This window comes from Castellaniella sp. MT123 (assembly GCF_039614765.1).
Taxonomy (GTDB): Bacteria; Pseudomonadota; Gammaproteobacteria; order Burkholderiales; family Burkholderiaceae_B; genus Castellaniella.
In genome coordinates this window covers 1,436,034-1,458,082 of sequence record NZ_CP154879.1, presented here as the reverse complement: position 1 = coordinate 1,458,082, position 22,049 = coordinate 1,436,034, and the positions used below count along the sequence as shown (strand labels likewise).

The following is a 22,049-nucleotide window of genomic DNA, read 5'->3' as shown; positions in this document are numbered from 1 at the left end:
AAGTGGGCCTCCAGTAGGGGAATGCTATATTTACAACTCTTACTTTGGCCTGAACTCCGTGGGATCTTTTGCCATGTCGCGGCCTGACATCCCCAATCTCGACCTGACCGATCTGGCGGGTCCGCAGCTGGCCGATGCCGGCCTGCACTGCGAGGCGCTGGGCACGCTGGCCAGCCAGCTCGGTCGCAGCATGTTCACACACCGCCACGACCGGTTCTTCCAGGTCCATTATGTGCGGGATGGCGCGGTGCGCGTGCAGCTGGAAGACGTGCTGTATCAGCTGCGCGGGCCGATGGTGTTCCTGACGCCGCCAGCCTTTCTGCACGCCTTCGTCACGGAAGACGATGCCGACGGCTATGTGCTGACGGTGGACCAGCAACTGCTGTGGCCCATGCTGGATGACGAAACGACCTGGCCCAGCGGGCAGTCCGCCGTGATGCCCGTGTGCCTGGCGCTGGGGACGTTGGCGGGCGATCATGCCGATGAGGCGCGCCGGATGGTCTGCCTGTTCGACCAGTTGCACACCGAATATTCCGGCGGCCGGCCGGGACGTTCCCAGAGCCTGCTGTTGTTGGCGCGGCTGGTCTTCATCGGTCTGTTGCGCCTGTCATCCCAGGCGCTGGAGACGCCCCCGTCCTGTCGCGAGGAGCTTCAGCTTTTTCGGGGTTTTGGCACCCTGATCGAAGCGCGATTCCGGGACCACTGGACACTGCCGCGCTATGCAGGCAGCCTGGGGGTGACCGAACAGCGGCTGCATGACGTCTGCCGCCAGGTGGCAGGCAAGCCCCCCAAGAAGCTGATCAACGAGCGCCTGATCCAGGAGGCGCGCCGCCTGCTGCTGTCCACCAGTCAGTCAGTCAGCCAGGTAGGGTACAGCCTGGGCTTCGAGGACCCGGCCTATTTCGGCCGGTTCTTTCTGCGTCATGTGGGCGTGGCACCCGGCAGCTACCGGACCGATATGACTTCGTGATGCGGATGCGGCAGGGCTGTGGCGTAGGAACCCTGGTGGTAGAGCAGCGGGGCGCGTCCATGATCCTCGAAGGCGATGACCCGGCCGATCAGGATCCAGTGGTCGCCCCCATCCAGCGTCTGGAATTTTTCGCACTGAAAGCCGGCGCTGGTGCCTTCCAGCAGCAGGCATCGGCCACGGCCCTGGCGATACTCCACGCCGGCAAACCGGTCGTCGCAGGGGTGGGCGAACTGGTCGGACACGGTGATCTGGTCGGCGGCCAGCACGTTCACGGCAAAATGGCTGGCCTGCTCGAACACCGGATAGCTGCCTGACCGCTTGGAGATGCTCCAGAGGATCAGGGGCGGGTCCAGCGACACGGAACTGAAGCTGTTGGCCGTGACACCCACCGTACGCGTGCCGTCGTGGGCGGTCATGATGGTCACGCCGGTTGCGAAATTGCCCAGGGCGCGTCGCAGGCAGCGGGAGTCGATCACTTCGGATTCGGCCCGGTGGATGGCATCCATGGCGTCGTTCCTTCCTCAGATCATGGTCGGGTCGGGTTCCAGGCCCATCAGTTCGCGCCCCAGTATCTGCGCGCAGACGTCGTAGTCCGTGTAGGCATGGGCGGCCGTCATGTGACTGTCGCGGAACAGGCGCTGCATCTCATTGGTTTCGAACCAGGCGCCGGCGCCGGCGGCCTCGAACAGGCGGTTCGTGGCCTGGACGCACATCTTGACGGCGTAGGCCTGGTTGGTGCGCCAGTAGGTCAGTGTTTCGCGGCTGGGGTAGCGTTTCGCTTCGCCATGGGCCCGGTGGTCATCCCAGGTCTTTTCCAGAAAGGCGCGTGCGGCAGCCACCTGGTGGGTGGATTCCGCCAGTCGCATCAGGGCGGGAGTGGCGGTGCCGACGTTGGCGCCGGTGTAGGCGCGAACCCGGTTCCGGGTCTTTTCCTTGAAGGCCTGCAGCATTCGCTCGGCGATCCCCAGGCTGATGGCTGAAAAGCCGCTCGCGAAATAGGGACGGTAGGGGGTGTGGAAGATCTTGCTGTCCGGGTAGAGACCGAAGCCGGCGGATTTGCCCTCCATCATGTCCTTGGCGGCCTGGATCCGGTGATTGGGCACGAAGGCCTTGTCGATCACCAGGGTTTTGGAGCCGCTGCCCCGCATGCCGATGGCAAACCAGTCATCCCGGATCGTGTAATCCTGGCGCGGCAGGACGGCAAAGCAGTAGGTTTTCTCGCCGGCCGCGTTCAGGCGGTTGAAGCCGACGATGGCCCATTGCGCATGGTCGCAGCCGCTGCTCCAGCCCATCTCGCCGCTGAAGAGGATGCCGCCCTCGGTTTCCTCGGTCCGGCCGAAGGGCGCGATGCTGCTGCTGGCGGTGGCGTCGGGGTCACCGCCCCAGATTTCGTCCTGCAGTTGCTTCGGGAACATGGCCAGCTGGTGGCTGTGAGTGCACAGCAGGCTGAAGGCCCAGGCGGTGCCGCCGCAGGCGCCCGCCAGTGCGACGACGCACTGGGCGAATTCCGGCAGGGACAGTTCCAGCCCGCCGTAGGCCCTGGGCTGGAACGCGCGGTGCAGGCCTGTTTGTTTCAGCAGGGCAATGTTTTCCGCCGGCACCATGCGGTCCTGTTCCGCCTGGGCGGCGCGGGCGGCGATCTCGGGCAGGATGGCCTGGACTTTTTCCAGTATTGTGGCGGCGTCCGGTTGGGGCAGGACGGTGACGGCTTGGCTCATGTTTTCATCTCCTTGGGTGGCGTCCCTGGGTGGGATGAAAAAATCATAAACATGTTAGCAATATGCGGAAATGCACATTTTGGCCGGATGCTGGTACTTTTATCAGACCTGGGGAAAATACGGATCAAAGTCCCTATGCTACAGTCCCGGGGACTGGATCCACCTCTGCGCGGGTGAGTCAACGTCGGATCGGATGCTTGAACATGGAAATTGTCTTTGCCTCTCGTCACGAGTCGAATCCGCTGGAATGGGTGCGTGCCCTGCAGGCGGCTTTGCCGGATCATCGGGTGCGTCTGTGGGACGACGAGGAACCGTCGGGGCGGGCCGATGCCGCGGTGGTGTGGGCCCCGCCAGCCGGTCTGTTCGACCGCGAGCCTGGGCTGAAATACCTGTTCAACCTGGGCGCGGGGGTCGATGCCCTGTTGCACATGCCGGGTCTGTCCGATCGGATTACCCTGGTCCGGATGGAAGACGGCGGCATGGCCGTGCAGATGGCTGAATACGTCCTGCATTATCTGATCCGCGAATCCCGCGATCTGGGCCGCTATGCCGCGCAGCAGGCGCAGGCCCGCTGGCAGCCGCTGGCGGACATCGACCGGTCGGCCTGGACAGTGGGTGTCATGGGGGCCGGTGTGATGGGGGCCCGGGTCGCGCAGGCCTGCGCGGCGCTGGAATACCCGGTGGCCGTCTGGTCGCGCAGTGGTCGCCCGGTTGCGGGCACTGAATCTTTCGGGCGGGACGGGCTGGCGGATTTTCTGGCGCGCACCCGCGTGCTGGTGAACGTGCTGCCGCTGACCGGCGACACGCGCGGGATCCTGTGCCGTTCCTTGTTCCAGCAATTGCGGCCCGACGCTTATCTGATCAATATCGCGCGCGGCGACCATCTGGTCGCCGAAGACCTGCTGGCCTGCCTGGACGAGGGGCGGCTGCGCGGCGCGGCGCTGGATGCCTTTTCCCAGGAACCTTTGCCGCCCGACCATCCGTTCTGGCACGATGCGCGCATTCAGGTGACGCCGCACGTGGCGGGGGCCAGCCTGATGGATCTGACTGTGCGGCAGATCGCGGGCAAGATCGACGCCGTAGCGCAGGGGCAGCCGATCACTGGCATCGTGGATCGGGCCCGACAGTACTGATGATCGGGTCGGTCGCCAGTCGTGTCATGGTATGGGCGGCGTTGGGGCTGCTTGCCGTCCTGGCACTGACCGGCTGCGCGGCGCCGCCCGACAAGGGTCCGGGGCCGAAAGGCGAATCCCTGTCCGCTGATCAGTTCGTGCAGAACGACATCAACCGCGTCCAGACCCTGGTGATGCGGGACAATCTGGATAGTCTGGTCCGCTTGCTCGACAAGCTGTATCGGCGCAATCCCGCGGAATGGCGCAAGGCGGGCTTCACGGATCTGAAGTCGGCCCTGGCCCAGGGGGATACGCGCATCCGCAAGGGCGAAGTCCCCAAGGAACTGGAGGGGCTTCAGGACATCGAGGTCCTGTCCGTAGCCATGGATCCGCGCTATCCCGGGGACCGGGCGGCGGCATTCGTGCTGGGCCTGTCCAACATGATCATCGCGGCGCATGGCGGGCTCACCCGCTTTCACGTGGGCGATTCGGTCGATGCCCGGCATGTGTTCAATGCGGCGCGCAATGTGGAAATCGCCGCCTGGATGCTGTCCAGCCGGCGCGATGCCCGGGGTCAGCCGCTGCTGCTGTCCAATGAGCTGGGCAACGGCGTCACCAACCTGAGCTTCGAGCGCGAGTTCGGCCGCATGATCGCCCGCCTGGATCTGGTGGCCGAGCTGCAGGACGAAAGCGTCCGGCGCATCGGCATCGGCTACCTGCAGGGTCTGTTGTTCTTCAATTTCCTGCCGGTGCGTTGAACGGGTCGGGCAGGCCGCGCGAAAGATGGCGGCCCGCCCGGATGCTGGCGTCAGGTGGCCGCGTTGGCTTGCCGTGCCAGTTTCCGTGCCAGATCCTGCCGTTCCTGGCTGAATTCCAGTCCTTTCAGGAAGCGATCCGGGATCGACTGGATGCCGCCGATCGCACCGGCCAACGCGCCGGTCAGGATGGCGCGCGCCTGGTTCTGGCCGCCGCCGTTGACCGCGTGCAGGACGGCGGATTCGAAATCGCCCTGGAAGCGTCCGGCCAGATAGTAGGCGGCCGGGAACTGGTGGTAGACGGCGCAGGGCATTCCATAGACCAGGGATGCCTTCCAGGCGGGCTCGATGCGGATGTCGGGGTCCTGCGTGGCGCGCAGGATGCAGGATACCGTCAGCAAGGCGTCGGGCGAGGGAAACTGGCCCACTTGCCGTACGGCTGCGGGGCCGGGAGGCACGGCCTGCTCGCCGACGGATGTGACTGCATGGAAGGGCAGGATACCGTCGTGCACCATGGCCATCAGCCGGCCCGAGGTCTGCTCATCCAGCGGTTCTCCGCGCACCAGACTGCCAAGGATGCAGCCGTAGGCCACCGTCATGGCCATGACGGTGGTGTCGTATTGGGTCAGCGCCGTGTTGGCGGATACCTGCTGGGCTAGTTCCGCCGGGTTGTGTGCGTAGCGGATGGCCAGAGCCAGGATGCGCTCGGCCGCCTCGGTCGTGTCGGCCACGCCGGCGGCCTGCCCCCAGGGGCGGTGTTCGCGCACCCGCAACCGCCAGGTTTCGCGGATCGACTGGCTGGTATAGCCGCCCGGCCCATTCATCGGCGTGCCATCCAGTTTCGGAAACAGATCCTGGTCCAGCCGCCGGCAAAAGTCGGGCTCGTCGTACCGGCCCCGGTCCGCCAGCGAGTGCGCCAGCAGATCCAGGATGTACCCGGCTTGTGAGGACTGACCCGCCTTCAGCCCGCCGTGATAGCGGTCCGGGCGTGGGTCGGTGTAATCGGTGATCCAGTTGCCGTAGTCGTGGCGCAGGGCTTCCAGGTCGTAGTACCAGTGGGGTCCCAGAGCCAGCGCGTCGCCGATGAAGGCCCCCATCAGGGCACCCTGGGCGCGCTGTTCGAAGGTGATGTCCATATCAGTCATCCGGGATCTCGATGTGGTTGATGATGATTCAGTATGCTGCGGTGATGGGCACGAAATCAAGTTGGGTAGGGTCGGCGCTTGCAGACGGAAGATTTCTTGCTATAATCTCGTGCTTTGGCGCATTAGCTCAGTTGGTTAGAGCGACGGAATCATAATCCGCAGGTCCGGGGTTCGAGTCCCTGATGCGCCACCAGAATTCGATGGATCAAGCCCTTAGACCCCCAATCTAAGGGCTTTTTTCTTTTAGAGGCACTCATGCCCCAGGAACCCGCCGACATCACGGATCCGCTTGCCGGTCTGGCTTTGCCGCAGACGCAGGCCGAGGCCACCCGTCTGGCACAACGTCTGTTCACCCTGGCGTTTCGCCAGGCGGCCGGTTCCCCGGCGAGTCAATCCACGCTGGATGAGCTGCGGGATCGTGGCGCTGCCTGGTGCGACGCCGCGAATTCGCGCGATGCGCGGGCGCTACGGCTGGCGTTGCTGCTGACGGGGCTGGACCAATGGGGCCTGGCCTTCAGCCAGGCCTTCGGAATCACGGCCATGCCTGTGCTGTCGGCCTTGTTGGGCGGCCTGCGCACCGATCTGGATCCGCAGGAAGACGCTTGCTTCCAGCGGTGGTTCGCGCAGATCGACGCAGTCGAAGCGGCCGCCATCGACTTCAAGATCGAGCTGCGGCGCGCGATCCATCTGGCTTTGTGGCATGCCATGGCGGCCGAGACCGATCTCGAGGCCGCGCAGCCAGTCCTGCATACGCTGGGCAGCCTGCTACTGGCGCTGGATGCTCGCATGCCCACGCTGGGGTGGCGGCTGGTGGCCGATACCTTGGCCCACGTTCAGATCGGCCTGATCGATCACCCGGATCTGCCCGAGCTTGCCCAGAGCGGTACCCGGTGCCTGTTTGCCGCCTTGCGCGAAGCACTGCCGCGTGAGCATTACGAACGCATCATGGCGCATGCCACTCAGGCGGTCCTGGGCTGGCAGCATGCCCACGATGCCGCCAGACACTGAGTTTCGTACAGATCCGTACGACAAGTTTGCGAGCCGTGTGAGCGTTGCATGCGGGAATTTCGGGCTTTGGCCCGGTGGTGGCGTAGTAGCCTGACGGCCGCAACCGGATTCGGCACAGCTTGCCCGGCACAATCGAGGAACAGGAATGCATATCCGGCGACCCTCCAGAATCAATCTGCGTCAGCTCATCCTTGTGCTGTCCATTTTCAGCATGCTCGTCATGCTGGTGGCCGGCCTGGCCGGTACCTATCAAGCGCAGCGGCAGCAACTGATCGACGAGGTGTTGTCCACCAACGAGGCCTTCGCCGCCAAGCTTGCAGCCACAGCGTCCGACCTTCTGCGGCAGGCGCAGCACGGCATGGCCTATTCCGCCGACATCATTGAGAAATCCGGCATGACGCCCACGGTGCTGCAGGCCGAAGTCGAACGTCTGCGCCAGCAGGGGATCGGTTTCAATGTGGTCTCCATCACTGATGAGCACGGGGTGCTTCAGGTGGTTTCCCCTGGCGCACTGCGTTTTTTGAAGGGGCATCGGGTGGATACGGACGAACCGCTGTCGGTCTCGCGGCATCAGGTGCCCGCCATCAGCAAGCCTTTCATCACGGTGCTGGGCGATCTGGCGGTCCTGATGACGCATCCGCTTTATGCGCCGGACATGCGCTACCTGGGCTATATCGCGGGCGCCCTCTATCTGAAAACCGACGGGGGAGTGTCACGGCTGTTCGGACAACAGTATTTCCACGATGAGACCTATGTCTACGTGGTCGATTCATCGCGGCGGCTGATCTATCATCCCCAGCCGGATCGCATCGGTCAGTCCATTCTGGGTAATCCGGTGATCGACGCCGTGCTGCAAGGACGTTCGGGTCGCCAGCGGCTGGTCAACAGCCAGGGGATCGACATGTTGGCGGGCTATGCCCATGTGCCGGTCGCCGACTGGGGCGTCGTGGTGCAGCGCCCGACCTCGGTGGCTCTCCGCCCGGTCGACGATCTGATGTGGCGCGTGTCCTGGCGGGTGTTGGTGCCCGCCATGGCGCTGCTGGTTCTGTTGTGGCTGTTGTCGCGCTGGATTTCACGCCCCCTGAGGCAACTGGCGCTGATCGTGCGCGATGGGTATGGCGAGAACCTGGCTCAGCGTATCGGCCAGGTGAGCTGCTGGTATTTCGAGGCCCAGCAGCTCAAGCGGGCTTTGCTGCTGGGGGCCGGCGCAGTGCGTAGCCAGTTCGGATTACTACTTGATGCCGCCCATACGGACCCATTGACCGGGCTGGGCAATCGCCGGGCACTGGATGTCGCACTGCGGACGTCCAGGACTCTCGGGCGGTCTTTTGCCGTGATGGCGTTGGATATTGATTTCTTCAAGCGTATCAACGACCACTATGGACATGACGTGGGCGATCGGGTAATCCGCCGGGTCGGCGAGCTGATGCGCGGTCACGCGCGCCAAGGGGATTCGCTGTTCCGGATGGGCGGCGAGGAATTTCTGATCCTGTTGCCCGGGATGGGGCTGGAAGTCGCCGTCAGCGTGGCCGAGCGTTTGCGGGCGAGCGTGGAGCAGGCATCGATCCTGCCCGAGGGCGCCGTCACAGTGTCGATCGGGGTGGCTGCCTGGACTCGGGGCGACATGGACGCCGTTCTGAAGGCGGCCGATCAGGCTCTGTACCGTGCCAAGGAAGCGGGGCGCAACCGGGTGGCCAGGGATGGCGAATTCGGGGAATCCGGACGCCTGTCGCGCGGGGAAATCTGAACGTAAAACTGCAAAAACGTAAAGGCCCCACCTTTTGGTGGGGCCCTACCGCCGCTGGGGCGGTAAGCACTGCATGGGCGCAGTGCCAGATCACCGCCGCAAAGGCGATGAAAAACTACCACTCTGGTAGCGCCTTCAGTATAGAAATCCGCAGCCTGGATTGCATTAGTAATTACCCTGAGATACCACACCCAGATAGGCATGCAGGACGCGCGGGTCGTTTAGCAGCTCGGCCCCGGAGCCCGAGAGCGCCAGGTTGCCGTTTTCCAGGACGTAGCCTTGCTGCGCGATTCTGAGCGCCTGACGGACGTTCTGTTCCACCAGAAAGAGCGTCAGCCCGTCGGCATTGATGGCGCGCAGGGCATGGAAGATCTCTTGGACGAGGAGGGGAGCCAGGCCCATGGAGGGCTCGTCGAGCAGCAGCAGGCGCGGCTTGGCCATGAGCGCGCGGGCGATGGCCAGCATCTGCTGTTCGCCGCCCGACAGGTTGCCGGCCAGCCCGTCGAGCCGTTCCTTCAGGCGTGGAAAGAGCGCGAAGACGTAGTCGAAATCCTTGGGCGCGCCATTGTTGCCGCAGCGATAGGCGCCGAGTTCAAGATTTTCACGGACCGTCATGGTCGTCAGGATGGCCCGCCCCTCGGGCACCTGGATGATGCCGCGCGCGACGATCTGGTGGGGGGCAAGACGAGTGATGTCCTCGCCGTTGAACACGACGGACCCCGCCGCCTTGGGGACCAGGCCGGACAGCGCCAGCAGGGTGGTGGATTTGCCGGCTCCGTTGGCGCCCACCAGGGCTGTGATTCCGCCCTGTTCAAGCGTGAAGTCGATGCCGCGAACGGCTTCGACGTGGCCGTAGCGGACCATCAGGCCGCGGACCTGGAGCGCCGCGGTCATGGCATGGCCTTTGGCGCCGGAGAATCGGCGTCCTCGTCGCGACCCAGGTAGGCTTCGATGACTTCGGGGTTCTCGCGGATGGATTGGGGCTCGCCCGCGGCGATGATCCGGCCGAAATTCAGTACGGCGATCCGGTCGCACAGGCCCATGACGAAGTGCATGTCGTGCTCGATCATCAGGATGGTGTAGCCGCGGTCGTGGATGCCTTGGAGGTTGTGCATCAGTTCGGCGCGTTCGCCGGTATTCATGCCGGCCACGGGCTCGTCCAGCAGCAGGAGCCGGGGCTCCGTCGCGAGCGCCCGCGCCAGTTCGAGGCGGCGTTGTTCCCCGTACGACAGATGGTCGGCGAGTTCCTGCGCCTTATGGTCGAGTTTCATCCAGGTGAGCAGTTCCATGGCGCGCTCGCGCGCCCGGGCTTCCTGGTGGCGATAATCCGGCAACCCCAGCAGCAGCGAGGCGAACCCATAGTGCATGTGCCGGTAGGCGCCGACGACGACGTTCTGCAGCAGGGTCATTTCCTTGAACAGCCGGATGTTCTGGAAGGTGCGCGCCAGGCCCAGGCGGGTGATCTGGTGCGGCTTGAGACCTTGCAGCGCGTGGCCGTCGAATGAGAGTGCGCCCTGATTCGGCGCGAGCAGCCCGGTGATCAGGTTGAAGATCGTCGTCTTGCCCGCGCCATTGGGGCCGATCAGACCGAAGATGGACCCTTGGGGCACCTGGATGCTGACATCGTGCAGCACCTGCAGCCCGCCGAAATGCAGGGCGATGTTGGAGAGTTCAAGCACGGCGTCTGTCTCCGCGGCGCAGCCATTGCGCGTAGCGTGCCGGGTCCCAGATGCCGCGCGGCAGGAACAGGACGATCAGCACCAGGATCAGACCGTTGGCGATCAGCCGGAACCCGGCCAGTCCGCGCAGGACCTCGGGCAGCAGCGTGACGATCATCCCGCCCAGCACGGGCCCGGTCAGCCCGCCGATCCCGCCCAGGATGGTCATGGTCAGGATGTCGACCGCCCGCCCGAAGCCGTATTCCTCGGGCCCGATGAAGAAGGTCAGGTGGGCGTTGAGGGCGCCTGCCAGTCCGGCGATCGCGGCCCCCAGGACGAAGGCCAGTATCTTGTTGGCGACGATGTTGACACCCATCAGGCTGGCGGCCGTCTCGTCGCCGCGGATTGCATCGAACGCACGGCCGATCTTCGAGATCCTGAGGCGCCACAGGATCAGCATCACGACGACGACGGCCAGCAGGACGTGCCACCACTGCGTCAGCTGCGGGATGCCGTTCAGGCCCAGTGCGCCGCCGGTCACCGACTGCGTGTTGAGGATGATGACCCGGATGACCTCGCCGAAGGCCAGTGTCGCCATCGCCAGATAGACGCCGGACAGGCGGATGGTGGGCAGTCCGATGATGGCCGCAGCCAGGGCGGGCGCCAGCATGCCTGCAGCCAGGGCCAGAGGGAAAGGCGCGCCGAAATTGACTGTGATCAGTGCGGATGCGTAAGCGCCGATCCCCATGAAGGCCGCGTTGGCGATGGACAGCATCCCGCAATCCAGCGTCAGCCAGATGGAGAGCGCCAGCAGGGCGTTGGTGCCCAGCGAAAGCACGAGGTTGCTGTAGATATCCCAGAATGTCGTCAGATTGCCGCTCATGTCGCTGTGGCCCTTATGCCTTGCGTTGCGTGGCTTTGCTGAACAGTCCTTGTGGACGCAGCAGCAGCACCAGGAATAGCAGGCCAAAGGCCACGGCGTCGCGCATCGTTGAGCCGATGTATGCGACAGAGAAGACTTCGGAGAACCCGAGGAAGATGCCGCCCAGCAGGGCGCCGGGGATGCTGCCCAGCCCCCCCAGGATGACGACGGCGATCCCTTTCTGCAGCATCGGCTCGCCCATCAGCGGATAGATCGCGTCGGAATACAGGCCGATGAGCACCCCGGCGATGCCGCCCAGGCCGCCGGCGGCGAACGAGGTGGTCAGGAAGACGCGTTCGACATGAATGCCCAGCAGCGAGGCCGCCTTGGGGGATTCAGCCACGGCGCGCAGGGCGCGTCCCAGGCGCGTGCGGCGCAGCATGAACATGAGCAGCGCCATCAGGGCGAACGACAGGAAAATGATGCCGATCTCGACCACCGTGATCCGCACCCCGGCCAGGATCAGGGTCTGGCTGGGGACCGTGCCATGGGGAAAGCGCTGGTTGTCCGGACCGAAGATACCCTGGGCGCCATTGGTCAGGATGATGGCGATCCCGATGGTGGCGATCATGGGGATCAGCTGGGGTGCGCCCCGCTTGCGCAGCGGCCGCAGCACCAGCTGGTCGATCAGGGCACCGAGCGCGCCCGCAGCCGCGAAGGCGGCCACGAGCCCGGCGGCCGGCGGCAGGCCCAGCCGGGTGATCAAATACAGGGCGGCATAGGATCCGGACATGAAGACCGCGCCATGCGACAGATTGATGACGTCGAGCACGCCGAAAATCAGCGTGAAGCCCAGGGCGAAGAGCGCGTAGACGCAGCCCAGGGACAAGGCGTTGACCAGTTGTTGTGCCAGCATGCCCGGATCCCTGTGTGGTTGCGCCGGATGCGAGAGGGGGGTGGGTTATTTCTCGATGACGTATTTGCCATCGCGGGTGACGCTGACGATGGCGGTCTGCCTGGCGTCATAGCCCGCCGGTTGTCCGGCCTTGTTCTTGGCCTGGGCGAATTCGAACGGGCCCGTCGCTCCCGTCCATTTGACGCTGGGCAATGCGTTGCGCAGGGCGGCGCGTTCGGCGGCCAGGTCGCCGGTGAATTTCACCTGCTTCATGGCCTGCGCGACGATGTACATGGCATCGTAGGACTGGGCCGAGAACTGGTCGGGGTCCGCGTTGAACTTGGTCTTGTAGGCGGCGATGAACTTGGTGTTTTCGGGCGTCTTGTTGTCGATGGACCAGGGGCTGCCGACCCACAGGTCGTTGGACGACGCGCCCGGAGCCAGGGTGAAGACCTTGACCGAGTTCATGCCGTTGCCGCCGATGAAGGGCGCCTTGATTCCCAATTGTCGGGCCTGGACCATGATAGGCGCGCCCTCGGCCAGCAGCGCCGACAGGACGATGGCATCCGGATTCGTGCTGGCGATCTTGGTGAGCTGAGCCTTGAAGTCGACGTCGCCCTTGGCGAACGTTTCGGTCGTGGTCACGGGGATCTTCAGGTCGGCCAGCGCCTTCTTGAAGTTGTCGTAGCCGCTGACGGTGAAGACATCGTCGTTGCCATACAGGACGGCGACTTTCTTCAGGTTCAGCTTGTGCTGTGCAACGGAAAGCGTCACCGGCAGCACGTCGGATTCGGTGACCGAATTGCGGAAGACGTAGTTGCCGATCGACGTGATGCCGTCCGCGGTATTCGAGGTGCCGAAGACGACGGTCTTGGCGGATTGCGCGATGGGGTCTGCCGCCTGGGCTGAATTGGACAGGGTCGGACCGAACACCATCAGGACTTTGTCGGCGAAGACGAGTTTCTTGAAGGCGTTGATCGCATCTTCTTTTTTGCCCCGCTCGTCTTCGACGACGAACTGGATCTTGTTGCCGTCGATGCCGCCGGCGGCGTTGATTTCCGAGGCGGCGAGTTCGAAGCCGTTGCGGATGGAGTGCCCGTATTGCGCGGCCAGGCCCGAAAGCGCTTCGGCGATGCCGATCTTGATGTCCGCGGCCTGCGCGGTGGAGAGGCCGCCCGCGGCCAGGAGCGAGAGGAACAGAATCTTGCAGGTGCTGCGCATGATGATGAAACCCTTATGTCGGCTTTCGATCGGGTGCGGGGGAATGGGCGAATTGCCAAGCATTCCGGCGCGGTTTGTGATCCCAAAACGCACTACGTGACGGATTTTAGTGCAAGCCACTGTCGATGAAAATGCGCAATGACGCGGATTCAGGTCCCGTTCAGCCCTGCGGGCCCGGCAGGTCCCCGGCGAACCCAGATCAGACGCGCAATGCCGTCCGCGGCACACCAGACGAGCGCATTCTGTCCGAAGCGGCGGGCCAGATTCAGCGCCTCGGGCAGCGGCAGGCCTGGAATCCAGGCGCTGGGCTCGTCTGGCCATAAACCCAGTGGGTCGATGCTTCGTCCCGGAAGCCAGGCCCGACCCTCCCGGGACAGCGTCCGCTGCAGGGCCCGCATGCGCCGGGCATTGGCCGCAGGCCGCAACCTGCGGCTGCGCGGGTTGCAAGCGGTCAGGAAAACACTGCACGCGCAGCTGTGGCGCCGGTGCAACATTTCCAGGTCCGGGTCCGCCCATCCGATGCGCAGGGTCAGGGTCGGGGCGGCGTCGATGCGATAGAGCGCATCCCGGTAGGCTTGTACCAGGGGCGTCATGTTCGGCGTCGTGGCGGGCCGGCCAGCTCGGCATGCCGGTGGCAGTTAGTCGTGTGGTCCATCAGGCAGCCGATCGACTGCAGGTAGGCTTGGCAGATGGTGGGACCGACGAAGGTGAAGCCATGGCGCTTCAGCAGCCGGCTGAGCACCTGAGCCTCGGGACCCGCCGTGGGGATCTCTTCAACGCCAGCGTAGTCGTGGATTTTGGGCTGGCCGTCGACGACCGACCAGATCAGTTCGACCGGATCGGACAAGGCCAGCCAGGCGCGCGCATTCGTGCCCGCCGCCCGCAGCTTCAGGCGGTTGCGGATGATGCTCGTATCCCGCATCCGGTCCTGTACCCAATCGGCATCGGTGCGGGCCAGCGCCTGGGGATCGAATCCGAACAGGGCCGTCCGGAATGCTTCCCGCCGGCGCAGGATGGTGAGCCACGACAGCCCGGCCTGAAAGGCTTCCAGGATCAGCATCTCGAAGAGATGATGCGGATTCCTCGAGGGCACGCCCCATTCCTGGTCGTGATAGCGGATGTAGAGCGGATCGTCGGTGCACCAGCGGCAGCGCGCGGGGGTGCCGCCGGCTATGTCTACCGGGGAGGGGGTGGGCGAAGCGGCAGTGGGCATGGGAGTCGGATGCCGGTCGGGGCAATGAGTCGGCCGGGGCGATCAGCGCCGACGGCCCACCAGTGATCCCAGCAGGCCGCGCACCAGTTGGTTGGCTGCATTGCGCACCATGCTCCTGGCCACGGACTGGACGACACCGTCCCGATGACCGCCGCGAGGCCCCGTGGATCCGAAGAGGAAATCGCCGATCGCGCCGCCCATGCCGCCGGCGTCCTGGCCGGAGGCGCCGTTTTCCGTCGCGCCCCGGCCTGCGCCGGAAGTTCTGTTCGCGCCTGGTTCCGCCGCATCGGGTCCCTGGGCGCGCCGCTGCAGGATCTCGTAGGCGGATTCGCGGTCCATCACCTGGTCGTATTTGCCTCCCACCAGGGATGCCGACCGGAGTGCCTGGCGCTCGTCAGGGGTCGCGGGGCCGATGCGGCTACCCGGCGCAGCCATCCAGACGCGCGCGGTTGGGACGGGCTGCCCTTTGGCGTCCAGCAGCGATACCAGGGCTTCGCCCACGGCCAGTTCCGTGATGGCGGCTTCGATGTCCAGGCCCGGACGAGGCCGCATGGTCTGCGCGGCCGTCTTGACGGCCTTCTGGTCGCGGGGTGTGAAGGCGCGCAGGGCGTGCTGCACCCGGTGGCCCAGCTGACCCAGGACCGTGTCCGGAATGTCGGCAGGGTTCTGTGTGACGAAATAGACGCCGACGCCTTTGGAGCGGATCAGGCGTACGACCTGCTCGATCTTGTCCAGCAGCGCCTTGGGGGCGTCCTTGAAGAGCAGGTGGGCCTCGTCGAAGAAGAACACCAGTTTGGGTTTGTCCAGGTCGCCGGCCTCTGGCAGCCGCTCGTACAGGTCGGCCAGCATCCACAGCAGGAACACGGCATACAGGCGCGGCGACTGCATCAGGCGGTCAGCCGCCAGGATGTTCACCATGCCGTGTCCCTGGGCGTCGGTACGCATCCAGTCGAAGACGTCCAGCATCGGTTCGCCGAAGAACTGTTCAGCGCCTTCGGATTCCAGGCGCAGCAGGCTGCGCTGGATGGCGCCGATCGAGGTCGCGGAGACCTGACCATAGCGGGTACGCAGTTCGCTGGCGTGGTCGGCGACGTATTGCAGCATGGTGCGCAGATCCTTCAGATCCAGCACCAGCAGGCCTTCGTCGTCGGCGACGCGGAAGGCCATGTTCAGCACGCCTTCCTGTGTGTCGTTCAGATCCAGCATGCGCGCGAGCAGTAGCGGCCCCAGATCCGACACCGTGGCGCGCACGGGGTGACCCTGTTCGCCGAAGATGTCCCACAGCGTGGTCGGGCAGGCGCCCCAGGCGGGTTCCGGCAGACCGAGGGACTGCAGCCGCTGGGTCAGTTTCGCGGTTGGGGTGCCCGTTTGGGAGATGCCGCCCAGGTCGCCCTTCACATCGGCCAGAAAGACCGGGGTGCCGATGCGGGAGAAAGATTCCGCCAGCACCTGCAGGGTGATGGTTTTGCCAGTCCCCGTGGCGCCGGTGATGCAGCCGTGCCGGTTGGCCATCTGGGGCAGCAGGGTCGCCTGGAAGTCGGGGTTGCGGGCGATGATCAGAGGCTCGGCCATAGAGGATCCCTGGTTTGGACGATGAAAGCTCAGGATACCCGAATGTGTGGCGCACCAGCGCCGAGTCGCCCGATCCGCGAAGCCTGGCCGAAGCCATCGGCGCGCAACAGGGTCAGGACCTCGTTGGCGGCTTCCGGGGCGCAGGCGATGAGCAGACCGCCGGAGGTCTGCGGGTCGGTGAGCAGCGCCTGGGCTTCTGCGGGCAGGCCGGCATCCAGCGTGATCTCACTCTGGCAGGCGCGCCAGTTGCGCCCGGACGCGCCTGTCTGGATCCCTGTCCGTGCCAGGTCCCGTGCCGGCGCCAGCCAGGGCAGCGCCGCATAGTCCAGTTCGGCGCTCAGCCCCGATCCCCGGCACATTTCCAGCGTGTGGCCCAGCAGGCCGAAGCCGGTGACGTCGGTGAGCGCATGCACGGCGGGCAGTTGTGCGAGCCGGGTGCCGGGGGTATTCAGGCGGGTGGTGCTGCCGATCATGGCCTGATAGCCGGCGTCGTCGAGTTGGTTTTTCTTCAGCGCGGCCGAGAGGATGCCAACCCCCAGCGGCTTGCTGAGGATCAGGATGTCGCCGGCCTGCGCCTGGTCGTTGCGCTTGATCTGGTCCGGGTGGGCCAGGCCCATGACGGCCAGGCCATAGATGGGCTCGACCGAATCGATCGAGTGTCCGCCGGCGATGGGGATGCCCGCCTGCTGGCAGATCGAGGCGCCGCCCGCCAGCACGGCTGCGATCGTGTCGTGCGGCAGCACGTTGATGGGCATGCCCACCAGGGCCAGCGCCATGATGGGGCGCCCGCCCATGGCGTAGATATCGGACAGCGCATTGGTCGCCGCGATCCGGCCGAAGTCATGGGGGTCGTCCACGATAGGCATGAAAAAATCGGTCGTGGCGATCAGCGCCTGATCGTCGTTGAGGCGATACACGGCGGCGTCGTCCGAGGACTGTGTGCCGACCAGCAGATCGGGGAATAGACTGGCGGGCAGGGCGTTGCGCATCAGGCTGGCCAGCACGTCGGGCGCGATTTTGCAGCCGCATCCCCCGCCGTGGGAAAGGGATGTCAGGCGAGGAGTCGTGGTTTCGGTCATGATGGAGATGTTCCAGGTGTTTCAGGCCGCTCGTGGTAGCGGATTCGGTTTTCTGTCAGGCTGCGATCAGGAAGCAGGAGTTGGGACGAGCAAGCCGCACTGCCGCATCAGCGCCAGTGCCTGCTGGCGTCCATCGGCATCCGTCGGGTCGTAGTCGAAGACGGGGGCTTGTGCCAGCCCGTCATAGTGGCTGTGGCTGCTGCGCCGGTAGGCCGGATCGTAGTGGTCCTGGACCAGCGCCTGGAACAGCTCCGCGCGCCGGTCGGCGTCGATCAGTGTCTGCCAGTCGTGGATGGTCTGCCGGCTGTGCAGCCCCACGAGCCGTTCCAGTGTCTGCTTGAATGCGTCCGGCGCGTCGAACAGGTGGCGGTAATCCTGCAGCAGGAATTCGATGCGTTGCGGCAGCGTGGCCTGCACGCGCACGCAGCGCCCGCCATGCATGGCCTGCAGCAGCGCATCGGGCAGGCTCAGTTGGCCGATGCGGCGGCTTTCAGCCTCGATGAAGACCGGGTGTGCCGGGTCCAGGCCGTCGATGGCGCGCAACAGCGCCGATTCGAAGCCGCGCTGACTGGGTTGTGGCTGTTCAGGCAGATCGCCCAACAACGACCCGCGATGGCGGGCCAGGCCTTCCAGGTCCAGAATCTGGGCGCCTGCTTGGCCCAGGGCCTGCAGCAGCCGTGTCTTGCCCGAGCCGGTCGGGCCGGTCAGCACGATGCAGTTCAGTCGGGCAGGTGCCGTTTCCAGGGTGTCGATCACATGACGACGCCAGGTCTTGTAGCCGCCGTCCAGCTGCCGCGCGCGCCAGCCGATCAGGTTGAACCAGGTCGTCATGGAGCCGGAGCGCTTGCCGCCGCGCCAGCAGTAGATCAGTGGCCGCCAGTTTTGGGGGCGATCCGCGAACAGGGTTTCGAGATAGCCGGCGATGTGGCGCGCCACCAGGGCGGCGCCCAGACGCGTGGCCTTGAACGGGGATTCCTGGGCATACATCGTGCCGATCAGGACGCGTTCCTCGTTGCTCAGGACGGGCGCGTTGATCGCGCCGGGGATGTGGTCGTCGGCGTATTCCGCCGGGGTGCGGACGTCGATGATCTCGTCGAATTGATCCAGGGATTCCAGGCCGCAGCGCAGGGAGCCGGGCGGGTGTGCAGGGCGATTCATGCGGGGATTGTAGATCCGCCACCCGGGGTGGTGGGGGCCGGCGGGTATGCGAGGATCAGACCTTGCCGCGCACGATGATGGGTTGCAGGATCACGGCGCCGATCACGACCACGACCCCCAGGTAGAACAGCGGGCTGAGCTCCATCTGTTCGCCCAGTAGCGGGATCGCGATCAGGATCGCGTAGACCGGTTCCAGATTCGTGGCCATCTGCATCGTGAAGGCGCTGATGTGGCGCAACACCTTCATCAGCAGCACGAAAGGTGCCAGCGTGCATCCAACCGCGAACACCACCAGCAGCCAGGCATCCTGCCAGCCGGGCAATTGCAGCGCGGCGCCGGTGTGCGGGATGACGGGGGCGAGGATCATCAGGGACAGGGCGCCCGCGGTCATTTCCGTGCCGGTGACCACCAACGCGCCGGCACGGTCCACCATCCGCTTGTTGAAGACGCTGAATGCGGCCAGGAAGAAGGCGGAGGCCAGCCCGACGGCCAGTCCCAGGTACATGTCGGACGGGATGCCGCCGACGATCAGCGCCATGCCTGGGATCAGGGCGACACCCAGCAGAAGTTCCCGCGCATTGAACGGCCGCCGGGTGATCAGCGGTTCGATGATGGCAAGAAAGATGGGGCCGGCCGCCAGGCAGATCGCGCCGACCGAGGCATTCGACAGTTTGATCGCGCCGTAGAACAGAAGCCAGCTGACTGCCAGCAGCAGTCCGATCGCGGCGTAGGCGCCGGTCAGCCGCCATGGCATCCGTCGAAGCTGGTGCCGGACGCTGGGCAGTGCCAGCAAGGCGATGCCCGTGATCAGCATACGCCACCAGACAAGTGACAAGGCATCCAGGGAGATCAGACGGCCGAAGATCGGCGTGAACCCCCACAGGATCACGCATAGGTGAAGCTGCAGGTAAGCCTTGGTGGTGGTGGACACGGATAGGGTTCGAAGTGTGCGGGCCGCAGGTCGGGACGAATCCGGCGCAGCCGCCGCGTTAGGCCCCGTGAGAGGGTCGGATCCCGGGGGTGGTGGGTGCTGAGGGGCTCGAACCCCCGACCTACGCCGTGTAAAGGCGCCGCTCTACCAACTGAGCTAAGCACCCGGGTACCGCACCGTCGCCCGGACGGCCAGGGCGCAATTATATCGGTGCCAGGCAAGCGGGGCAAACCATGGCAGGCGCGCAGACGCCGATCGGGCGACGAGCCAAAATGAAAAGGCCACCGGAAGCGGCGGCCTTTTCATGCGCGGGAACCGATCAGTTCACGGCGTCCTTCAGGGCTTTGCCCGGACGGAACTTCGGCACCCGGGCTTTCTTGATCTTGATGGCCTCGCCGGTGCGGGGATTGCGGCCCGTGCGGGCGGCCCGCTCGGAGACGGCGAAGGTGCCAAAGCCCACCAGGGTGACCGAGCCCTTCTTCTTCAGGGTGGTCTTCACAGCACCGACGAAGGCTTCCAGGGCGCGGCCGACGTCGGCCTTGGACAGATCGGTTTTGGAGGAAATATGCTCGATCAGCTCGGTCTTGTTCATTTAAAAGATACCCCTGAGGTTTATTGTCACCCGATGGATGATCCATCGGGTTATTTGATGGACGTGTCTGGTGTCATGCCATCCCGCCCGGCTGGTGCTGCCCGGGGCCGCACAGTCTGTGATCGGACCCCGGCCGGACTTGGTGGCTAAGGCGTATTAAGCCTTCGAATGGCGGGCAGTGTCAAGCGAAAAACCGCTGAAGAACCGCGTATTTCCTGACGTTCATTAAAGCCAGCGTTGATTCTACGGGTATACCCGGACATCTCAGCGTATCTCGAGGGCCTGTGCAAAATCGTCGATCAGATCGGCTTCGTCTTCGATTCCAACGGAGATGCGCAGGAATCCGTCGGGGATACCCATGAGCGCCCGTCGCTCGGCGCCCATTTCATAGTAGATCGTGTGCGCTGCCGGCAGCACCAGCGTGCGGTTGTCACCCAGGTGGGTGGCCAGGGCCGCCACGTGTAAACGGTTCAGGCAGGCGAAGACGTCGGTCTGTTCCTTCAGCACCACACCCAGCAAGCCGCCATGGCGCCCGCCAAAGAATTCCGTGGAGCGGGCGTGCTGCGGATGGTTGGGCAAGCCCGGATACTGGACCCGTTCCACCAGCGGGTGGTCATCCAGGAAGTGCGCCAGCGCGAGGGCGTTGGCGCAAATGCGGTCCATGCGCAGGCCCAGGGTCTCGGCGCCGGCGGCCAGACGGTGGGCCACATCGGAAGACAGGGTGCCCCCCATGTCGCGCAGGCCTTTTTTCTTGATCTGCATGAGTCCCCAGGTATGGGGATCGTCCTTGCGGTAGGCCTCGTGGATGTGGGGAAAATGGGTCCAGTCGTACAGGCCTGTCTGGGTGACCGCGCCGCCCAGGGCGTTGCCGTGTCCGCCGATATGCTTGGATAGGGAATTGACCACCAGCGAGGCGCCGAAGTCGCGCCCCGGGCGCAGATAGGGCGACGACAGGGTGCTGTCGACCACATACACCAGCCGATGGGCCTGGCACAGATCGCCGATCGCCTTCAGGTCGGCGACCTGGGTGCCAGGGTTGGCGATGGTTTCCACGAACACCATGCGGGTGTTCGGACGCAGGGCCGCCTGGACTTGAGCGACGTCGGTCGCATCCACCAGACTGAGTTCTACGCCGAAATTTTCCAGCGTCATCAGCAGGCTGTTGGTGTTGCCGAAGATGTACTTGCTGGCGATCAGGTGGTCGCCCTGGCGCAGCAGGGCGAAGAACACGGCGTTGAGTGCCGCCATGCCGGTGGCGAACGCGACCGTGCCGTTGCCCTGTTCCATCATCGAGATCTGCGTTTCCAGGGCCGCTGTAGTCGGCGTGCCCGTACGGGCGTAGGTGTAGCCCTTTTTGCGGTTCTGGAAGACGGCGGCCAGTTCGTGCGCGTCCCGGTAGGTGTATTCGGTGGACGGGTGGATGGCGGCGTGAACCGAGCCATGCTCGGTATCGGCGCGGTGGCCGAAATGGACGGTCTGGGTCGTGAAACCTGGGGCTGACATGGTGTGCGGCAAAAGTGGCGAAGATCCCGGCATTATGCGCTTTTTCAGACCAGGCGCTGGCGCACGGTCTCGTACAGGCAGACGGCGCTGGCGACGCTGACGTTCAGGCTTTCGACGGAGCCCCGCATGGGGATCGAGACCAACTCGTCGCAGGTCTCGCGCGTCAGGCGGCGCATGCCTTCGCCTTCCGCGCCCATGACCCAGGCCATGGCGCGTCGCGCATCGACGTCGTGCAGGCTGCGACTGGCGCCATCGTCCGTGCCCACCAGCCAGACGTCGCGCTCGCGCAGAGTGCGCAGGGTGCGTGCCAGATTGGTGACCATCAGGTAGGGGACCGTGTCGGCGGCGCCGCAGGCCACGCGCTGCACGGTCGTATTCAGGCCGACGGCGCGGTCCTTTGGAGCGATGACCGCATGGACGCCGGCGGCGTCCGCCGTGCGCAGGCAGGCGCCCAGATTATGCGGATCCGTGACGCCGTCGAGCACCAGGAGCAGGGCTGGTTCCTGGCGGTCTTCCAGGGTGTCCAGCACTTCGTCGACGGCGACGGCCAGCGGCCTGGGACGGGCGAGGGCAACGATGCCCTGGTGGCGCACGCCATGCGCCAGGCCATCCAGGCGCTGGGCGTCAGCCGCATGCCAGCGCACGCCGGCGGATTCCAGTTGCTGGATGCAGCGCTGCATGCGGGCGTCCTGCCGTGTCGTGTCCAGGTAGACGTCGCGGATGGAGTCGGGCGCATGGCGCAGTCGGGCCTGCACGGCGTGAAAGCCGGCCAGAATCTGTTGGGATGACATGGTGTTCCTGAAAGGGCGGTGTGCCCGGTGCGTTCCGCCCGGGCCGTGTCCGTTATTGTAGAGCCCGTCCGCCAGGATCAGGCGGTCGGATCCTGGCGCGGAGAGTGAATGACGACGGG

22 protein-coding genes and 2 tRNA genes are annotated in these 22,049 nt (G+C 65.2%); 6 read left to right on the top strand and 18 right to left on the bottom strand.

The window, feature by feature from the left end:
* Positions 1 to 73 precede the first annotated feature (73 nt).
* Positions 74 to 970 carry a 4-hydroxyphenylacetate catabolism regulatory protein HpaA gene (gene hpaA / locus ABCV34_RS06745; protein ID WP_345798437.1) on the top strand — a complete coding sequence of 299 codons (897 nt, stop codon included), beginning with the start codon at positions 74 to 76 and terminating at the stop codon, positions 968 to 970.
* Here the strand turns inward: hpaA and ABCV34_RS06740 are convergent.
* The gene (locus ABCV34_RS06740; protein ID WP_345798436.1) at positions 946 to 1,476 is read right to left on the bottom strand and encodes a flavin reductase family protein; all 531 of its coding nucleotides are present in this window, start codon (positions 1,474 to 1,476) and stop codon (positions 946 to 948) included. The two genes, hpaA and ABCV34_RS06740, sit on opposite strands and share 25 nt — an antisense overlap.
* A 15-nt stretch (positions 1,477 to 1,491) precedes the next feature.
* On the bottom strand, positions 1,492 to 2,688 hold the full coding sequence (locus ABCV34_RS06735) for a p-hydroxyphenylacetate 3-hydroxylase oxygenase component (RefSeq protein ID WP_345798435.1): 1,197 nt from the start codon (positions 2,686 to 2,688) through the stop codon (positions 1,492 to 1,494).
* A gap of 203 nt (positions 2,689 to 2,891) precedes the next feature.
* Between ABCV34_RS06735 and ABCV34_RS06730 the strand changes: the two genes are divergently transcribed.
* Positions 2,892 to 3,821: a glyoxylate/hydroxypyruvate reductase A gene (locus tag ABCV34_RS06730; protein ID WP_345798434.1), complete on the top strand. Its 930-nt coding sequence runs from the start codon at positions 2,892 to 2,894 to the stop codon at positions 3,819 to 3,821.
* Positions 3,821 to 4,558: a hypothetical protein gene (locus tag ABCV34_RS06725; protein WP_345798433.1), complete on the top strand. Its 738-nt coding sequence runs from the start codon at positions 3,821 to 3,823 to the stop codon at positions 4,556 to 4,558. Before ABCV34_RS06730 ends, ABCV34_RS06725 begins: the two co-directional genes overlap by 1 nt.
* A 50-nt stretch (positions 4,559 to 4,608) precedes the next feature.
* On the opposite strand, the gene ABCV34_RS06720 is transcribed toward ABCV34_RS06725, so the two are convergent.
* A complete protein-coding gene (locus ABCV34_RS06720; RefSeq protein WP_345798432.1) occupies positions 4,609 to 5,691 on the bottom strand; it encodes an ADP-ribosylglycohydrolase family protein in 1,083 nt (360 codons plus the stop codon).
* Positions 5,692 to 5,816: 125 nt separating this feature from the next.
* On the opposite strand from ABCV34_RS06720, the gene ABCV34_RS06715 reads away from it, so the two are divergent.
* The 3 genes from ABCV34_RS06715 to ABCV34_RS06705 all read left to right on the top strand — a co-directional run bounded on the left by ABCV34_RS06715 (position 5,817) and on the right by ABCV34_RS06705 (position 8,455).
* Positions 5,817 to 5,893 (top strand) — tRNA-Met (locus ABCV34_RS06715).
* Positions 5,894 to 5,955: 62 nt separating this feature from the next.
* The gene (locus ABCV34_RS06710) at positions 5,956 to 6,708 is read left to right on the top strand and encodes a hypothetical protein (protein ID WP_345798431.1); all 753 of its coding nucleotides are present in this window, start codon (positions 5,956 to 5,958) and stop codon (positions 6,706 to 6,708) included.
* A 145-nt stretch (positions 6,709 to 6,853) separates the two neighbouring features.
* Positions 6,854 to 8,455 carry a sensor domain-containing diguanylate cyclase gene (locus ABCV34_RS06705; RefSeq protein ID WP_345798430.1) on the top strand — a complete coding sequence of 534 codons (1,602 nt, stop codon included), beginning with the start codon at positions 6,854 to 6,856 and terminating at the stop codon, positions 8,453 to 8,455.
* 165 nt (positions 8,456 to 8,620) lie between these two features.
* Here ABCV34_RS06705 and ABCV34_RS06700 read toward each other — a convergent pair whose 3' ends face one another.
* The 15 genes from ABCV34_RS06700 to rlmB all read right to left on the bottom strand — a co-directional run bounded on the left by ABCV34_RS06700 (position 8,621) and on the right by rlmB (position 21,930).
* Positions 8,621 to 9,349, bottom strand: coding sequence for an ABC transporter ATP-binding protein (locus tag ABCV34_RS06700; protein WP_345798429.1), 729 nt, complete (start codon positions 9,347 to 9,349; stop codon positions 8,621 to 8,623).
* Positions 9,346 to 10,134: an ABC transporter ATP-binding protein gene (locus tag ABCV34_RS06695; RefSeq protein ID WP_345798428.1), complete on the bottom strand. Its 789-nt coding sequence runs from the start codon at positions 10,132 to 10,134 to the stop codon at positions 9,346 to 9,348. Before ABCV34_RS06695 ends, ABCV34_RS06700 begins: the two co-directional genes overlap by 4 nt.
* Positions 10,127 to 10,996: a branched-chain amino acid ABC transporter permease gene (locus ABCV34_RS06690; protein WP_345798427.1), complete on the bottom strand. Its 870-nt coding sequence runs from the start codon at positions 10,994 to 10,996 to the stop codon at positions 10,127 to 10,129. The genes ABCV34_RS06695 and ABCV34_RS06690 overlap by 8 nt, the downstream gene beginning before the upstream one ends.
* Positions 10,997 to 11,009: 13 nt before the next feature.
* The gene (locus tag ABCV34_RS06685) at positions 11,010 to 11,891 is read right to left on the bottom strand and encodes a branched-chain amino acid ABC transporter permease (RefSeq protein WP_345798426.1); all 882 of its coding nucleotides are present in this window, start codon (positions 11,889 to 11,891) and stop codon (positions 11,010 to 11,012) included.
* 45 nt (positions 11,892 to 11,936) lie between these two features.
* Entirely contained in the window at positions 11,937 to 13,091 is a 1,155-nt protein-coding gene (locus tag ABCV34_RS06680) for an ABC transporter substrate-binding protein (protein WP_345798425.1), read from the bottom strand.
* Between the two features lie 149 nt (positions 13,092 to 13,240).
* Positions 13,241 to 13,684: a DUF3293 domain-containing protein gene (locus ABCV34_RS06675; RefSeq protein ID WP_345798424.1), complete on the bottom strand. Its 444-nt coding sequence runs from the start codon at positions 13,682 to 13,684 to the stop codon at positions 13,241 to 13,243.
* Entirely contained in the window at positions 13,681 to 14,304 is a 624-nt protein-coding gene (locus ABCV34_RS06670; RefSeq protein ID WP_345798423.1) for a DNA-3-methyladenine glycosylase I, read from the bottom strand. Before ABCV34_RS06670 ends, ABCV34_RS06675 begins: the two co-directional genes overlap by 4 nt.
* 42 nt (positions 14,305 to 14,346) lie before the next feature.
* Positions 14,347 to 15,876 (bottom strand): helicase HerA-like C-terminal domain-containing protein, encoded by a 1,530-nt coding sequence (locus ABCV34_RS06665; protein WP_345798422.1) that lies wholly within the window; start codon positions 15,874 to 15,876, stop codon positions 14,347 to 14,349.
* A 29-nt stretch (positions 15,877 to 15,905) separates the two neighbouring features.
* Positions 15,906 to 16,955, bottom strand: a complete 1,050-nt coding sequence (gene selD, locus ABCV34_RS06660; protein WP_345798421.1) for a selenide, water dikinase SelD — start codon at positions 16,953 to 16,955, stop codon at positions 15,906 to 15,908.
* A gap of 66 nt (positions 16,956 to 17,021) precedes the next feature.
* A complete protein-coding gene (mnmH, locus tag ABCV34_RS06655; RefSeq protein WP_345798420.1) occupies positions 17,022 to 18,113 on the bottom strand; it encodes a tRNA 2-selenouridine(34) synthase MnmH in 1,092 nt (363 codons plus the stop codon).
* Between the two features lie 55 nt (positions 18,114 to 18,168).
* Positions 18,169 to 19,044 carry a DMT family transporter gene (locus ABCV34_RS06650; RefSeq protein ID WP_345798419.1) on the bottom strand — a complete coding sequence of 292 codons (876 nt, stop codon included), beginning with the start codon at positions 19,042 to 19,044 and terminating at the stop codon, positions 18,169 to 18,171.
* A 90-nt stretch (positions 19,045 to 19,134) separates the two neighbouring features.
* Positions 19,135 to 19,210, bottom strand: a tRNA-Val gene (locus tag ABCV34_RS06645).
* A gap of 153 nt (positions 19,211 to 19,363) precedes the next feature.
* Positions 19,364 to 19,636 (bottom strand): HU family DNA-binding protein, encoded by a 273-nt coding sequence (locus ABCV34_RS06640; protein ID WP_269495036.1) that lies wholly within the window; start codon positions 19,634 to 19,636, stop codon positions 19,364 to 19,366.
* Between the two features lie 264 nt (positions 19,637 to 19,900).
* A complete protein-coding gene (locus tag ABCV34_RS06635) occupies positions 19,901 to 21,139 on the bottom strand; it encodes a cystathionine gamma-synthase family protein (RefSeq protein ID WP_345798418.1) in 1,239 nt (412 codons plus the stop codon).
* Positions 21,140 to 21,183: 44 nt separating this feature from the next.
* Entirely contained in the window at positions 21,184 to 21,930 is a 747-nt protein-coding gene (rlmB, locus tag ABCV34_RS06630) for a 23S rRNA (guanosine(2251)-2'-O)-methyltransferase RlmB (RefSeq protein WP_345798417.1), read from the bottom strand.
* Positions 21,931 to 22,049: the final 119 nt, after the last annotated feature.

Bases quoted from the DNA above. Each gene is read 5' to 3' on its own strand.
- ABCV34_RS06700 (WP_345798429.1), bottom strand. From the start codon at position 9,349: ATGACCGCGGCGCTCCAGGTCCGCGGCCTGATGGTCCGCTACGGCCAC.
- ABCV34_RS06735 (WP_345798435.1), bottom strand. From the start codon at position 2,688: ATGAGCCAAGCCGTCACCGTCCTGCCCCAACCGGACGCCGCCACAATA.
- ABCV34_RS06635 (WP_345798418.1), bottom strand. From the start codon at position 21,139: ATGTCAGCCCCAGGTTTCACGACCCAGACCGTCCATTTCGGCCACCGC.
- ABCV34_RS06720 (WP_345798432.1), bottom strand. From the start codon at position 5,691: ATGGACATCACCTTCGAACAGCGCGCCCAGGGTGCCCTGATGGGGGCC.
- selD (WP_345798421.1), bottom strand. From the start codon at position 16,955: ATGACCGAAACCACGACTCCTCGCCTGACATCCCTTTCCCACGGCGGG.
- ABCV34_RS06740 (WP_345798436.1), bottom strand. From the start codon at position 1,476: ATGGATGCCATCCACCGGGCCGAATCCGAAGTGATCGACTCCCGCTGC.
- ABCV34_RS06690 (WP_345798427.1), bottom strand. From the start codon at position 10,996: ATGAGCGGCAATCTGACGACATTCTGGGATATCTACAGCAACCTCGTG.
- ABCV34_RS06685 (WP_345798426.1), bottom strand. From the start codon at position 11,891: ATGCTGGCACAACAACTGGTCAACGCCTTGTCCCTGGGCTGCGTCTAC.
- ABCV34_RS06680 (WP_345798425.1), bottom strand. From the start codon at position 13,091: ATGCGCAGCACCTGCAAGATTCTGTTCCTCTCGCTCCTGGCCGCGGGC.
- ABCV34_RS06710 (WP_345798431.1), top strand. From the start codon at position 5,956: ATGCCCCAGGAACCCGCCGACATCACGGATCCGCTTGCCGGTCTGGCT.
- hpaA (WP_345798437.1), top strand. From the start codon at position 74: ATGTCGCGGCCTGACATCCCCAATCTCGACCTGACCGATCTGGCGGGT.
- rlmB (WP_345798417.1), bottom strand. From the start codon at position 21,930: ATGTCATCCCAACAGATTCTGGCCGGCTTTCACGCCGTGCAGGCCCGA.
- ABCV34_RS06730 (WP_345798434.1), top strand. From the start codon at position 2,892: ATGGAAATTGTCTTTGCCTCTCGTCACGAGTCGAATCCGCTGGAATGG.
- ABCV34_RS06705 (WP_345798430.1), top strand. From the start codon at position 6,854: ATGCATATCCGGCGACCCTCCAGAATCAATCTGCGTCAGCTCATCCTT.
- ABCV34_RS06670 (WP_345798423.1), bottom strand. From the start codon at position 14,304: ATGCCCACTGCCGCTTCGCCCACCCCCTCCCCGGTAGACATAGCCGGC.
- ABCV34_RS06640 (WP_269495036.1), bottom strand. From the start codon at position 19,636: ATGAACAAGACCGAGCTGATCGAGCATATTTCCTCCAAAACCGATCTG.
- mnmH (WP_345798420.1), bottom strand. From the start codon at position 18,113: ATGAATCGCCCTGCACACCCGCCCGGCTCCCTGCGCTGCGGCCTGGAA.
- ABCV34_RS06725 (WP_345798433.1), top strand. From the start codon at position 3,821: ATGATCGGGTCGGTCGCCAGTCGTGTCATGGTATGGGCGGCGTTGGGG.
- ABCV34_RS06675 (WP_345798424.1), bottom strand. From the start codon at position 13,684: ATGACGCCCCTGGTACAAGCCTACCGGGATGCGCTCTATCGCATCGAC.
- ABCV34_RS06665 (WP_345798422.1), bottom strand. From the start codon at position 15,876: ATGGCCGAGCCTCTGATCATCGCCCGCAACCCCGACTTCCAGGCGACC.